Origin of the sequence: Woronichinia naegeliana WA131, from assembly GCA_025370055.1 — a bacterium.
GTDB classification, from domain to species: Bacteria; Cyanobacteriota; Cyanobacteriia; order Cyanobacteriales; family Microcystaceae; genus Woronichinia; species Woronichinia naegeliana.
Genome location: CP073041.1, coordinates 76,092 through 90,752, shown reverse-complemented (window position 1 = coordinate 90,752; position 14,661 = coordinate 76,092). Strand labels below are relative to the sequence as shown.

Sequence of the window (14,661 nt, the reverse complement as noted above, 5' to 3'; positions counted from 1 at the left end):
GGAGTGATTTGTGTTGACCTTTTTAGACAGAAAGGAACAATAGATTAAACAAAATCTGTATTTTGATTTGTTTCCATAAGGATAAGTTATCTATGCTTTTTCAGTCCATACTTCCCTAACCCACATTTCTTTCGTTTTTTGACTTTTTCAGCAAGCCCTATTTATTTATGCCATTATCTGTTGAATACGGATTTTAAAGGCGATCGCCGATTCAGTGAACAAAAACTTATTTTAAAGATGCGATCTCGCTTTCAGGTACTGGTATCGTCTGATCAAAGCTGAAAAAGTTATGGTGTAAGGCTTTGAGAAAATAGAAAAATAATTTAAGACTAGACATAGTCCCGCTTTTATTATACTATTATTATTGTCATTAATATCTAAGAAAAGGGAAATAGAAAACAATGTTAACATTGAACAAAAGCTCAATAGAAGCCCTAAATGATGTTGGCTTATACCAAGAGGAAGAGGAAAAGGAAGCCTTATTCAAGAAAAACTGCCCCCATTGCTATAGTGAAAAAGTAAAAATCCATTCTCATTATCAAACGAAAGGTAACGGGGAACGTAAAATGTTCATCTGTCAAGAATGTAGGTCTTGTTTTGCTGAAACTCATGGTAGCGTAATCGCTGGCTTAGAAACACCATTAAGTGAAATTGTAAAAGTATTAAAAGCTAGAATGGAAGGCATGGGATTAAATGCAGCAACCCGAGTATTCGGCTACGCGAAAACAACAATATTGAATTGGGAAAAGAAGTTATCGGCATTACAAGAGACATTATTTTTATACGCCTTAGTGAATGAATTTGTTAAATTAGTAATAGAAGGGGATGAACTATACACAAAAGTTAGAAAAAATGAAGAGGCAAGTGCCTCTGAGGGTTGGACAATTGTAATCATGGAAAGGGCTAGCCGCTTTATTTGGCATTTAAAATGTGGTAAAAAAGAGCAGAAATTATTTCTAGAGGCAATGATGACCATAGCGGAATTATTTGAAAGAAGCACAGAATCTCTCCAGCTATTTACAGATGGAGAAAAGCGATATAGTCAACTGCTATTTAATATTTGTCACGAAGTATTGAAGACTGGAAAACGGGGTCGTCCCGCCAGAGTATTACCGAAGGGTATGGTAGTAAGATTAAAAAATAAGAGTAGTAAACGTCGAGATTCTGCGGGTAAACTAGAGAAAGTAGAAACCCCGAAAACTGAACATCCAGAGACAACAGAAAAACCAGAAGAAAAGGACGTTCATGCCAACCACGTTGAGGCATTTAATAGTGCTATCCGACGCTATTTAGCTGCCTTTCGTCGTCGTACAAATACTTATGCTAAATCTGTTGTGGGATTACAGCGAGTCCTAGATATTTTCTGGATGGTTTATAACTTTGTTCGCAGCCATTTTACGACTAGAGAAGTTCCTGCTGTAGCTCTCGGTATAATTGAAAAAGGGTTAACTTGGGAGGACTTACTCCAAATTCGCCTGATTTCTTGAACCTCCCGTATTGCAACGTTTGTAGCTTCTAGCTAGACGATGCCAGTGCCTCAAAAAGAAAGAGTTGAGAAAACAATTCCACCCCAATCAGATATCTCAAGAGGTAGTAGAATAAAGTTGCTCTATGCTGCGAAAGCTAGAATATGGGCGCACTGGCTATTTTGGCTTTTTATTCCCTATGTTGGAGGCATAATTAGTGTTACGAAATTAAGAAATTGGGATGGTGTGTTGTTTGGGAAATCTGGCACTTGGGTTTATGTACACTGGGCAGCACTTATGCCGATCTTCATATCAATTCTCACATATGTTAGGTTAGACTTAACACTTAAATATCCAGATACAGCCCAAATCATTGGCCTGAACTTGTTCACTCTTTTTTGTCAGATATCTGGTGCATATAAAACCCAACAAATTATAGAAAAAGCACGAAATCAATTAAACATAAAAGACCCGTTGCAGGCCGAAAAACAACTTTTAAACCATTTTTAATCTTTCTTGGGTTAATTCCCCGCTGCTTGCAGCGAAAAATTTAAAGTTGCAATGGAAACCGTCGGTTTGCGAGCAAAACATCTTCCATACCCCGTCTGCTTGCAGCGGGGTAGTTCATTGCGATCGCTAACATTAAACTACAATAAAAATACTAAAATAAAGGGCTAAAAATGGTCAAATCAACTTTGTACACGACGGCAAAAGTCCTGCCAGGAAATAGAATTGAAATTCAAGCTCCGAATCTGATTGTAGGACAAACTGTTGAGGTAGTGCGATCGCCGCTTCTTAGGTTGGATTGCCTTTCGTTAATCCAACTTTTTACTATTTTTTGTAATATGCAATCATTTTTTGAAACACGCTTAATTGAAAAACAATTCATTATGAGAACATCAGTCCAAGAAATTTATACCCAAACCGTTCGCAACTTACCGCCAACCGAACGACTAAGATTAGCCAAACTAATTCTGGCGTTGCTGACTTGAGGTATGAATCTCTAAAGATGCAATTTTTAAAACATTGACTCACACTGGTTTCTAGATGTATGCAAAATTCTATTTCATACCCTGATTAAGCAACGCCCTAATTCTTAATGAACTCGTTGATCAACCTTCCTCAGCAATTGAAGAAAGCGAAACCTGGACAGAACAGGATCAAAATGACCTGCTAAATTTTTCCTTACAATATGCAACGACAGCCTTATCTGATGCAAAGTAAGCTGATTTAAATAATTAGCGCGATCGCCGCTCCGTGATTTGACTTAACGAATCTATTTATAAAAACAATAACTAACTAATTTTTTGTAATGCGATCATGTAGGTTAATATGATCGCCTCTTTATAAATTAACTCAACAAAGACCAAACTAAATTTCTCATTATTTTAGCAACTTTTTCTAACGTCTTAGCTTTAGCTGGCATGGGCAATAATCAACTCAACGTCATTGGGCAAAGGTTGTCCTGCTTCAAGATATTCTTCACAAATCATTGCAAAAACATTGTTAAGTTCTTCCCTTGCCTGTTCAGGCGTTTCTCCCCAGGCATGGCAACCTTTAATTGCTGGAATACGAGCAACAAAAGTGCCATTATCATCAGGTCTCAAAACAATTGTATAATCACTTAAGCTTCTCATAACTACACCCTCAATGTTAATTATTTATTTTAACCTATAGTCGAGATTATTTTCTTTAATATGAGTTAAATTGTAAATTGGTTCATCTTCTGAGTAGCACTGATTTAGATTCTTTAAAGTAAAAACTTCCTAAATTTGGCTTTCTGGAGAATCTTGATCGAAGGAAGAAATCATATCATTATCAATCGATTCATTATCTATACTAGTGGCATAGCCTAGACTCATACTATCTGCATGACTTTTAAAACGTTGCCTTGCCTGTTCTTGTTGCGTATTATTTGGCGTTTTTTCAACGCTATCAGAGTTGCCGAGTTTTGTGATTATCCAATCAGTGACAGATAAGCCGATCGCATCAGCTTGATATTGTAAAGCATTGTAAATCTCATCACTGAGTTCTAAGGTTAGTTGTTGACTCATGGGAAAAAGTTAATTGTTAATTACGATAGAATGATTATAACTGTTGTCTCCCTTACGAACAAAAAGGCATTTAAGCTTATGAGCCAAACCTTTGATTTAGATGACGATTATCGCCATTTCCACCATCACTATTCTTAATAGCTTAGAATAGAATCTATGAAAATTTATTACTTATAGCACGTTCCCGTTGAAGAACAGAGAAATATCGAAAAATAGGCGATCGCGTTAGGAATTATTTCTTGTAAAAATACTAAGAATCTGAAAATAAGCTTTATTGGTCTATTGGATTAAATAATTGATTTAGCCAAATCACAAATTTAGCGGCGATCGCACTATCCGATTGTAAAGCTTTTGCTGTAATGGCTTGACCCATCGGTTGTCCTGGTTCTTTTTGCCAAGCTAACCAGGTATGAATTAAGGCTTTTGCATGGTCAACTTGACTATACCGATTTAATTGTTCCTGTTCTATTTCTTGAATAATTGCTTCCGCTTTTGCCAAAAGTAAATCATTTTCAGGAATAAGAGCCTTAACAAAGTCTTCTAAAATACCAGGTAATTGATTATTGGGCATTAACCAGACACCAATTTTCGGCCGTCCTACTCCATCCGATAAAACTTGAATCCATCCTTCTGGCTGAGGATGATCGGGAATAATTGGATAGCCTGATTTGACTAAAATATCTTTAATTCTTTGCCATTGTGAATCTATATTTCGATCCGCATCAATCACAATTCCGAGAGTTTTCAGCTTATTTCTTTTCAGTTCTACTCGTAAGCGATCTAAAACCAGACTAATTCCACCTCTCTTATTATTTTCTTCTGGTATTTCTACAGAAAAGGTTTGGGGAAGTTGATGTCTTTTGGCTAAAGCCCAAACAACGTGCTGATCGTTTGAGCCTTCTACAATCAATAACTGTTCAACTTGATTTTCGCCAGAAGGTTTATTATTAGACATTTAGCGAACCTCAACTCCCTGATTAACCGCAATACGAATTTCTTCAGCATCATATTCTACAGCGCGAAGTTTACCGTATTTGCTATCTAATCTAAATAATTTAGCAACGGATTGATCTTCTAATTCTTGCAATGCTTCTTTAAAAGCGGCAATACAATCCCAACTGTGGGTAGTTGCAAATACTTGAACATCTAAATCTTGAGCCGTTTTAAGAACTAATCGCCACATATCAAGTTGGGCTTCGTAATGTAAGCCTGTTTCAATTTCATCAATTAATAAAACACCTTTTTCGGTGCTGACTAGAGCAATTGCTAAGTTTAAAATCCGATTCATTCCATAGCCCATACTGCTTAACGGAATTGGCTTTTGATGATCCTTTACTTTTAGCCTGATATTATTAAACCCCTCATTGACACTAAAACCAATACGATCAACAGTAGGTAAAATAATTCTGAGGGCTTCTATTACAATATCCTCTTTAGGGGTAAGTTCGATTTCGTCCCAAACACTCGAAACTTTTTCCAGATTAATTTGATAATTTGAAAGAAAAAGAGAAGATTGAATTTCTTCATAAAAAAAAGTTTTGTGTTTAATGTAATCTTCAGAAAAAGATTCATCCAACTGATAAGCAAATTCATTGATTAATCCGTGAAAATTAAATTTAAAACAAGTTTCTATTACTCGTTTTTTGTCTGTGTCCATTTCAAACATAAGTCGATTGTTTGAATACCATAAGCTAATATGTTCTTCATCATATTCATTTTTAGTTATTTTTGTACTTATAATATGGTCATGATGACTAAAAATAGAAGATTCATCAAGGTTATTGCGGCCATATCCATAGAAAAGACGATCTATAAAATATTTTTTTTGAACATAAGTAGATTCTCCTTCATAACTTTCATAATTTTCAATATGTTGACTAAACTCGTTTCGATTTTCAAAAAGTTCTTTAAGAATTTTGCCTAAATTTTTACTGTTAAAGGTAGGTTGATTTACTAATAGATAAACGGCTTCTAAAAAGCTAGTTTTACCACTATTATTATTCCCCACCAAAAGATTGACACGGGTTAAACCGTCCATAGAAAAATCTTCAAAACAGCGATATCCTTGAATCGTTAAATCTCTGATTAGCATTTTTTAAAGACCATTACAGAAAGAATACAAATGTTGAATTTTATGTGTTAACTTAATTGATAGAATGACAATAAACGTCATTACTGATTATCTTAACCCAAAATTCTAACTTTTGTCGATGAATAATATTTTAGATAACTATGTCCCGATTCCTACGGCTCCCCCTGGCTTTAAATCGGGATTTGTGGGCATTATTGGCCGTCCCAATGTGGGCAAATCTACCTTAATGAATCAGTTAGTGGGTGAAAAAATTGCTATTACCTCTCCCGTTGCCCAGACGACCCGTAACCGTTTGCGCGGTATTTTAACCACAGAAACAGCCCAACTCATTTTGGTGGATACGCCTGGCATCCATAAACCCCATCATCAATTGGGTCGTGTTTTAGTTAAAAATGCGGAAAATGCGATTGATACCGTTGATTTAATTCTGTTCATTGTCGATAGTACTACCCCCCTCGGTGGCGGCGATCGCTATATTGTGGAACTATTAGCGCAACGGCAAACGCCGGTCATTTTGGGATTAAATAAGGCGGATCAACAGACAGAAAAGGCAGAAACTATTGATCAAAGTTATGGGAATTTAGCCGATATTCAACATTGGCCGCTTTGTAAATTTTCGGCTTTAACAGGAGAAGGTTTACCCTTATTACAATCCTTAATATTAGAACGCCTTGAGGTTGGCCCCTACTACTATCCACCAGACTATATCACCGACCAACCAGAACGCTTTATTATGGCTGAGTTAATCCGTGAACAAATTCTTTTACAAACTCGCCAGGAAGTGCCTCATTCCGTTGCCATTGTGATCGAAAAAATTGAGGAAACGCCCCAACGAACTAACGTTTTTGCTGCCATTACCGTTGAACGTGCTTCTCAAAAAGGCATTTTGATCGGGAAACAGGGAACCATGCTCAAGGAAATTGGCACAGCCGCCCGACAACAGATCCAAAAATTGATTGCTGGCGATGTTTTTTTAAAACTATTTGTTAAGGTAGAACCCCAATGGCGACAGTCTAATCAGCACCTCCTTGAATATGGCTATCGCATTGATGATTAGGGAAAAATTAACAGCCAAGATCGTCTTCTGAATCTGTTGATCAGTACAGTAAAAATTTCTCTAGGGCGATCGCCACACCATCCGCTTCGGCATCAGCAGTGACCCAATCCGCTAAAGATTGAATTTCCGGTGGAGCATCTCCCATGGCAATACCGATACCTGCATAGGTTAATAATTCTCGATCATTAAAATTGTCTCCGATCGCCATCACCTGTTGAGCGTTTAATCCTAATAATTCTTCCACCAAATATTGAGTGGCTAACCCTTTGTTCGATTGGGGATGAGTGACCTCCAGATAGGATTCCGTTGATTGGGTGAAATACACCTGATCAGAAGAATAGCGATCGCCGAGAGATTGTCTCAGCCTTTGCATCATTGTCTGGTTAGAACTAATCGCTAATAACTTAATCGTCGATTTTTCGATAATGGGACGTAGATCACCGACTGGATGGGGTTTTACGCCCGAACGATTCACGTAACGTTGGGTTTCCGAGGTAATTTCACGCACATAAAGTCGATCTTCGTAATAACAATGGACTTCTAAATGCTCCTTAAAAAGAGGACTTTCAAAATGATCTAATACCTCTAGGGCGATCTCCGTTGGTAAGCTAAATTCACGGTGCAAGGTTCCTGAAAAGGGATCTTTTACCCAGGCTCCGTTATAGGCAACCATCGGCAAATCAGAATTGATCGCTTGATGGAAGGGTAAAGCCGAATGAAACATTCTCCCCGTTGCTAGGGCGACTCTAATCCCTTTTTGTTGTACCCGTTGCAGACAAGCTTGAACTCGTTCACTGACCTGATTAGAACGAGGGGCGATCGTACCGTCAATATCCAGAACTAGTAGGCGAATATCCACAATAATTCCTAATTAATACTGCTAGGCAAATTTTCTCCAGCTGCTTGATCCAAAAGCCAGATCAATTCTCCCTGGGGTTGAATCAAACGAGCCGGATAGGTAAACGGATCTGCTTCTGGGGCAAAAATTTCGGCCAGAGCCGGTTGTTTACTCGCTCCAGCTACGAGAAAAATAACACAAGCGGCTTGATTAATGAGAGACACGGTAAAAGTTAAACGGGGTTGACCATCTTTATTCCCCACCGTAATTAGGCGATCGCGAACTTTAAGAGCCGCAGTCTGGGGAAAAAGAGAGGCAGTGTGAGCGTCATCCCCTAAACCTAAAAGAATCAAATCAAACTGCGGAAATTCTCCTGCCGCTAAATGAAAAAATTTCGCTAATTCATTTTCGTAATCTTCGGCATCTCGATCCGCATCTCCCGCTTCAGTGGGCATGGGATGAATATTGCTGGGGGGCATTTCGATATGATCTAGCCAAGCATGACGAGTCATTCTTTGATTACTATCGGGATGGTCACTGGGAACATAGCGTTCATCTCCCCAAAATACCTGTATCTGAGGCCAGGGAAGGGATTGTTTGGCCAAGGCTTCATAGAGCGGCTTGGGAGTACTACCACCGGAGAGGGCAATAGTAGCCTGACCCCGTAGTGCGATCGCGGCTTCTAATTTTGCGATCACAATTGCTAGGATACGTTCAATCAAGCTTTCTTTGTCTGCTAGAATTTCAACGGTAGGTTGGTGATTTATTGACATAGGAATTACCGTGTTAATACACTGTTTGAATAGGAGCAAGATACCAGATCACGAACGAGCAACCACGTTGCATCATCTTCAGAAAAGTTTTCGGCTAAATTTGCACACCTTACCGAACATGGCTAAATTTTAACATTCCCGCGATCGCTCCTGACTAGCCAAGGGAGCGTACAATTAAGGGTTAGAGAAAAACAGATTAATCCTTTAATTTAGTCCGTCCGAACCATAATGAGCACTAGTGAACGCCGAATTTTCCTCTTAGACTTTGAAAAGCCTTTGTACGAATTAGAAGAGAAAATTAACCAGATCCGAGAATTGGCTAAGGAAGAAAATGTTGATGTTTCCGAACAACTGTCCCAGTTAGAAAGCCGAGCCGAGCAATTACGCAAGGAAATCTTTGGCAATCTTAATCCCTCCCAACAACTTCAGTTAGCCCGTCATCCTCGTCGTCCCAGTACCCTCGACTATATCCAAGCCATCACAGATGATTGGTTTGAAATGCACGGCGATCGCGGTGGTTATGATGATCCTGCCCTAGTCGGTGGAGTCGCGAGATTAGACGGTCAGCCGGTGGTGATCATGGGGCATCAAAAGGGACGGGATACGAAGGACAATGTGGCCCGCAATTTTGGAATGCCAGCCCCTAATGGCTACCGTAAAGCCCTACGCTTGATGGAACACGCGGAACAGTTTGGAATGCCCATCATTACCTTTATTGATACCCCTGGAGCCTGGGCAGGCGTAGATGCGGAAAAACTGGGTCAGGGAGAAGCGATCGCCTATAATCTGCGGCAAATGTTTAGTTTTGAAGTTCCCATCATTTGTACGGTGATTGGTGAAGGCGGATCTGGCGGGGCCTTGGGAATTGGAGTCGGCGATCGGGTTTTAATGCTTGAACACGCCGTCTATACCGTTGCAACGCCTGAAGCCTGTGCCGCCATTCTCTGGAAAGATGCAAAAAAATCCGATAAAGCGGCGATCGCCCTCAAGATTACCTCCAAAGATCTCAAAGACTTGGGAATTATCGATGATATTGTGCCCGAACCATCCGGAGCCGCCCACTCTAATCCGCTCAATGCCTCAGCCCTACTGAAACAGTCAATCCTAGACCATTTGAAAACCCTATTACAAATGACTCCCCATCAACGGCGGGAATTGCGCTATCAGAAATTTCGGCAAATGGGGCAGTTTCTGGAAAATTAAGTCGAATTTACAGCAGAGACGTTTTTCCTGGGGATCTTTTTTCTTCACCAGTTGACCGCATACAGAAATGATATAATGCCGATGGTATTGAGATGTTACATTTCTTAACCAAGTTCTAATCTTCTTGGCTGCCAAGGGTGAAAAAACATCCCCATTCCCAGGGGTTAGTTTCTCGCATTGCCAGCAATCTTAGAGAGTGGCCACCATTGTTTTATGAATTCTTCTTTGCAACCTTTCAAGGTTCTAGTCACTGGAGCTAGTAAGCGATCGCCGCAGAATTTGGCCCAATTGAATTGAGGAAATGACGATTATGTTCAATGCCAGTATTCTCTAAACCCCTACTTACAACTCACGACCTTGATTATGACAGTTGCCTCTTCCCCTGACCTTTCCAGTAATGGCATGATTAACAGTAACGATGTGTCCAGTCCTAAATTAACGGAGCTAGTTGTCCCTCGTCCAGACCGCAATACCCATAACGGACAACCCGTTCAAATTCACCCGGAAGTGATAGCAAATGATGCCAATAAAGAAAAAATGATGGGAGCGGTCAAAAGCTTATTGGAATCAGTGGGCGAAGATCCTGAACGGGAGGGTTTATTAAAAACGCCAAAACGAGTAGCCGAGGCGATGCAGTTTTTGACCCAGGGTTATAATCAATCCCTCGAAAAGTTGGTCAATGGGGCTATTTTTAATGAAGGCCATAATGAAATGGTCTTAGTTCGAGATATTGACTTTTTTAGTCTTTGTGAACATCATATGCTTCCCTTCATGGGCAAGGCTCATGTTGCTTATATTCCCAATCAAAAAGTGGTGGGTTTAAGCAAATTAGCTCGGATTGTGGAAATGTACTCTCGTCGTTTACAGGTACAAGAACGTCTCACCCGACAAATTGCTGAAGCAGTCAAGGAAATTCTTGATCCCCAGGGAGTAGCGGTGGTAATGGAAGCGACCCATATGTGTATGGTGATGCGCGGTGTCCAAAAACCAGGTTCCTGGACTGTCACCAGTGCCATGATTGGTGTTTTCCAAGAGGAACAAAAAACCCGTGAAGAATTCTTGAATTTACTCAGTCATCGCCCTAATTTTTACTAGACTTTAATGGCTAAAATGTTTAAAAAGTAAAGAAAAACCCGATTTCTATGATTAGGATCGGGTCTTTTTTTAGATATTCAAGGTAATCTTTTTACTCGTAGAGCCAACTAGTGATCGCCGCATTCCAAGCAGTTAATTCTGCTTCACTAAACCAGAGGCCAATTTCTCGTGTAGCCGTTTCAATGGCATCAGAACCATGAATGATATTGCGACCCACAGAAACGCCAAAATCACCGCGAATCGTACCTGGCACGGCGGCATGAGGATTTGTGGCTCCAATCATTTGTCGAGAGGTGGCAACCACATTGTCCCCTTCCCAAACCATCGCGACAACGGGAGAAGAACAAATAAAACTCACTAAACCAGGAAAAAACGGTTTATCCTTGAGGGCATCATAATGTTTTTCAGCCAACTCTTGGGAGACGGACATCAATTTTAGTCCCACCAATTTATAGCCCTTGGTTTCAAAACGACGAATAATTTCTCCGACTAGATTGCGCTGTACACCGTCGGGTTTGACCATCAGAAAAGTACGTTCCAAAGCTGCCTCCTGTTGCAGATGTTACAATTTGTCACAAAGCACAGATTAGCATAATTAGGAATCATCAAGGCGAGGAGATTGTTAACCTTGGAACCACAAAATAGCGAGATTATTCAGCCGGATCAAGAGAAGATGCAAACCGATGAGAGCTTGATTGAGCAGGAACCAGAAACGTTATCCCACTATTGGCATTTAGGGTTAGCCTATCTAGGGCAAGGTCAAGAAGATGCTGCCCAGGAAGTTTGGCTGGCTGGTTTAACTCAAGGGTTACTTAACGGTGAACCGGATGCTCTGACTGAATTAATCGAGCTATTGGTAGGAGAAGCTCAACAACTGGAAAAACAGGGGGTGACGCAATGGGCGTGGCAAATTCGACAACAAATTCAAGCTTTGGCCCCAGAAGAGATTAATAATATTCTCCATTTAATTGAACTCGAAATTTGTCTCAATTATTTCAAACCAGAACACTTAGAAGAGTGGCCAATTATTCCACTTTTAGAAACCATAAAACCAGAAGTTCAGGCAAGATTAGAGCAATCACAATTATTAAAAATCATCTTAGCCTTATTACAGTTCCCAACGGCGATCGCCGTAGATTTCTTAGCCGTTAGTTTACCTTACCTGGTTGAAATTGAGCAGGGTATTAATGCCGTCATGGAGTTTGCCAATCAGATGGCCTATGATCAATTAATGCCGACCTATGCTGCTGATATTGCCCAAGTTTGCTTGCAGTTTTCTCCAAATAACGTCTATATTTTAAATGAGCTTATTAATTATTACCAACGCAATCGACAGTCTCAATCTCTAATTGACACAGCTTGGCAACTTTATCACAGCTTAGAACCAGATCATAATTATTCTATTGCCCTTCAATCTTATTTTTTCTCCCGTGTTTTAACCGTTCTTTTGCGAGGCAGTTCCTGGTTAGCGATCGCTCCTATCCTAAAACGTTTTGAAAGTACCCTTAATCAATTATTAACCCAACCGAAGATTATTTTAGAGAATTATTTAATTGATCGGTTTTGGGGTGTTGGCTATCCTCTTTTCTATTTACGGGATCAACCGGCTCAAAATCGTCTGTTTCTCAATAAAATTGCCCAGATTTTTCAAGACAATATTCAGGCACGAACAACTTTTCCGCTAACCAAGATAAAAACGATTGGAGCATCGCAAAAATTCCTCAAAATTGGCTATATTGCCCATACACTTTATCAGCATTCCGTTGGCTGGCTCAGTCGTTGGTTATTTCACTATCACGATCAACAGAATTTTCAACTCTATTTTTATTTACTAGGTCAACCAGAAGATGATTTAACGACAACCTGGGTTAAGCCGAATGCTCACGGTTATTATCATTTTACCAGGGATCCCCAGGCGATCGCCGCTCAAATTCAGGCAGATGAGATTGACATTTTAGTGGATTTAGATAGTCTTACCAATAATCTCACTGCACAAGTTTTAGCCTTAAAGGTGGCTCCCATTCAAGTGACCTGGTTAGGTTTAGATGCCTCTGGTTTACCAGCGATCGATTACTTTATTGCTGATAAATTTGTGTTACCCAAAAATGCCCAGACTGATTATCGAGAAAAACTCTGGTTATTGCCCCAAACCTATATTGCTGTGGATGGTTTTGAGATCGGCAACCCTACCCTCAGTCGGGAAAAATTAGGACTTAATCCTGATACGATTATTTATTTGAGTGTGCAAAATAAACTTAAGTGTCATCCCGATATTCTACGGCAACAATTAAGAATTATTCAGGCAGTTCCGAATAGTATTTTTCTGATTAAAGGGGGTGGGGATAACGAAAATATTCGTCAATTGCTCGATGTTATTGCCCTAGAAGTGGGTCTTGAAACTCAACAGATTCAGTTTTTACCCAGTGATCCCGATGAACTTACCCATCGTGCTAATTTAGCGATCGCGGATGTGGTGTTAGATACTTATCCCTACAACGGAGCTACGACAACGTTAGAAACTCTATGGATGGAAATTCCGTTGGTGACTAAAGTAGGAGAACAATTTGCGGCACGAAACAGTTATGATTTTCTGATGCAGGTGGGTATCCAAGAAGGAATTGCTTGGTCGGATCAGGAATATATTGATTGGGGCATTCGATTGGGGCAAGATGTAGCATTGAGAGCGACGATTAAATCTAAATTACAGATAGCCAAACAACATTCTCCTCTGTGGAATGCTCAGCAATTTACCCAAGCAATGGAAAAAGCCTATCAGCAAATGTGGCAAATTTATTGTGAGTCGGATCTAGATTTAATGCCTTTTAAAAATCCCTAATTCTTCTCTTTTAAGATTTCTCACTGATCACAATATATTCGTATAACATGGTATTAACTGTATGACCACTCTCATTGGTCGGTGAGTTTTTAGAAGGCATGGCTTTATTGCTCAAGAGACGTTCGTAGGTAATCAGATGTCTAAAGCCATTTTGCTCAAATTTTTCAGCAATGAATTGATCCGTTGGTAGTTGTATATTTTTAACCGTTCTGTTCCCCACCACATAAATAATTTTTCCTCCTTTTTTAACACTTTTAGCCACTTGATCAATGGATTTTTCAAGATCAAGATAAAATGCGGATACTTCTAAGGCTCTTTTTTCATTATTGACGGCGATCGCCTGGATATAGTCTGTTATTAAACCTTGGTTGTATAAACTTTTTGTTTGGCTACCTCCCATCAGCATTTTATCAACTTTACGAGCGTAATCTATACCGATCCATTCATTAGCAAGGGTTGAAAATTGACCATAGGCAACAGTTGTTCTACTATCTCCGTAGGGAGGACTGGTTAAAACCAGATCAAAGCTATCTTCGGCATAATTAAATTGAGAATAGTTCACATTTATTTGGGTATTTTCAGTCAGTTTTGGTAAATAAATCGTTTCATAAATATTGATGACATCGTTGAGCCTTTTAAAATAAACGCCTAAAACATCAGGATTAAATTTAAGAATATCCGCCGCCTTCATTTTATAGAGTTTAAATTCATTATTGCGAGTATAGGAACATTCGCGCACCGTTTCTGAAAAAGGAATCAGAAAGAAGTTATAGAGATTTTTATCACTAATTTGGTTAATAAAATATCTTAAAAGATTTAATTTGTTAATCACTTCTTGAGAAAACCAAAAGTTGATATTAGTGATTTTAGGCAAAGGGAACTTTTCCAAGAAATTTTCTTTTTTTAGATATTCATCGATTTTCTCTCTTAATTGTTGTTTGGTTATTTGTAATGCTTCTAAGTCAATCTTAGTAAATTTTACCCTAGAAATTAAAACGGCTAAGGGATTAATATCAAACCCGTACATTTCCGTCAATCCACATTCTAAGGCACTGGCAAAGGAAGACCCTGAACCGCAATAGGGATCGAGAAGTTTGCCTTGAGTAATATTTAACTCTTTTAATAAAGCAATGCCAATTTGGGGAGGCATGGTAGCAGGATATTTATGAATATTGGGATAAACAGCACCATAGCCTTGGTCGGCAAAGTCATAGTTTGAATTCCGAATAACTGAATATTTCATAAGT

At 39.3% G+C, this 14,661-nt stretch carries 14 protein-coding genes; 6 read left to right on the top strand and 8 right to left on the bottom strand.

The annotated features are described in order from the left end of the window. The first annotated feature begins 401 nt into the window (after positions 1-401). Both KA717_00440 and KA717_00435 read left to right on the top strand, forming a co-directional pair. Positions 402-1,487 (top strand): IS1 family transposase, encoded by a 1,086-nt coding sequence (locus KA717_00440; GenBank protein ID UXE61524.1) that lies wholly within the window; start codon positions 402-404, stop codon positions 1,485-1,487. Positions 1,488-1,526: 39 nt separating this feature from the next. After that, on the top strand, positions 1,527-1,976 hold the full coding sequence (locus KA717_00435) for a hypothetical protein (GenBank protein ID UXE61523.1): 450 nt from the start codon (positions 1,527-1,529) through the stop codon (positions 1,974-1,976). Positions 1,977-2,881: 905 nt separating this feature from the next. Here the strand turns inward: KA717_00435 and KA717_00430 are convergent. The 4 genes from KA717_00430 to KA717_00415 form a co-directional block, all read right to left on the bottom strand. Further along, positions 2,882-3,103 (bottom strand): type II toxin-antitoxin system HicB family antitoxin, encoded by a 222-nt coding sequence (locus KA717_00430; GenBank protein ID UXE61522.1) that lies wholly within the window; start codon positions 3,101-3,103, stop codon positions 2,882-2,884. Positions 3,104-3,232: 129 nt separating this feature from the next. Next, positions 3,233-3,520: a hypothetical protein gene (locus tag KA717_00425; protein ID UXE61521.1), complete on the bottom strand. Its 288-nt coding sequence runs from the start codon at positions 3,518-3,520 to the stop codon at positions 3,233-3,235. A gap of 271 nt (positions 3,521-3,791) precedes the next feature. Beyond that, positions 3,792-4,475 carry a hypothetical protein gene (locus tag KA717_00420; GenBank protein ID UXE61520.1) on the bottom strand — a complete coding sequence of 228 codons (684 nt, stop codon included), beginning with the start codon at positions 4,473-4,475 and terminating at the stop codon, positions 3,792-3,794. Further along, entirely contained in the window at positions 4,476-5,612 is a 1,137-nt protein-coding gene (locus tag KA717_00415) for an AAA family ATPase (GenBank protein ID UXE61519.1), read from the bottom strand. 118 nt (positions 5,613-5,730) lie between these two features. Between KA717_00415 and era the strand changes: the two genes are divergently transcribed. Then, positions 5,731-6,669 (top strand): GTPase Era, encoded by a 939-nt coding sequence (era, locus tag KA717_00410; GenBank protein UXE61518.1) that lies wholly within the window; start codon positions 5,731-5,733, stop codon positions 6,667-6,669. Between the two features lie 40 nt (positions 6,670-6,709). Here the strand turns inward: era and KA717_00405 are convergent, their stop codons facing one another. Together KA717_00405 and pgl are read right to left on the bottom strand one after the other, a co-directional pair. Next, the gene (locus KA717_00405; GenBank protein ID UXE61517.1) at positions 6,710-7,528 is read right to left on the bottom strand and encodes a Cof-type HAD-IIB family hydrolase; all 819 of its coding nucleotides are present in this window, start codon (positions 7,526-7,528) and stop codon (positions 6,710-6,712) included. Between the two features lie 8 nt (positions 7,529-7,536). Beyond that, entirely contained in the window at positions 7,537-8,280 is a 744-nt protein-coding gene (gene pgl, locus KA717_00400) for a 6-phosphogluconolactonase (protein UXE61516.1), read from the bottom strand. A 228-nt stretch (positions 8,281-8,508) separates the two neighbouring features. Between pgl and accA the strand changes: the two genes are divergently transcribed. Further along, a complete protein-coding gene (gene accA, locus KA717_00395; GenBank protein UXE61515.1) occupies positions 8,509-9,483 on the top strand; it encodes an acetyl-CoA carboxylase carboxyl transferase subunit alpha in 975 nt (324 codons plus the stop codon). Between the two features lie 363 nt (positions 9,484-9,846). Further along, a complete protein-coding gene (folE, locus tag KA717_00390; protein UXE61514.1) occupies positions 9,847-10,578 on the top strand; it encodes a GTP cyclohydrolase I FolE in 732 nt (243 codons plus the stop codon). A gap of 91 nt (positions 10,579-10,669) precedes the next feature. Here folE and ndk read toward each other — a convergent pair whose 3' ends face one another. Beyond that, positions 10,670-11,119: a nucleoside-diphosphate kinase gene (gene ndk, locus KA717_00385; GenBank protein UXE61513.1), complete on the bottom strand. Its 450-nt coding sequence runs from the start codon at positions 11,117-11,119 to the stop codon at positions 10,670-10,672. 132 nt (positions 11,120-11,251) lie between these two features. Between ndk and KA717_00380 the strand changes: the two genes are divergently transcribed. Next, a complete protein-coding gene (locus KA717_00380) occupies positions 11,252-13,414 on the top strand; it encodes a hypothetical protein (protein UXE61512.1) in 2,163 nt (720 codons plus the stop codon). 10 nt (positions 13,415-13,424) lie between these two features. On the opposite strand, the gene KA717_00375 is transcribed toward KA717_00380, so the two are convergent. Then, on the bottom strand, positions 13,425-14,657 hold the full coding sequence (locus tag KA717_00375) for a hypothetical protein (protein UXE61511.1): 1,233 nt from the start codon (positions 14,655-14,657) through the stop codon (positions 13,425-13,427). Positions 14,658-14,661: the final 4 nt, after the last annotated feature.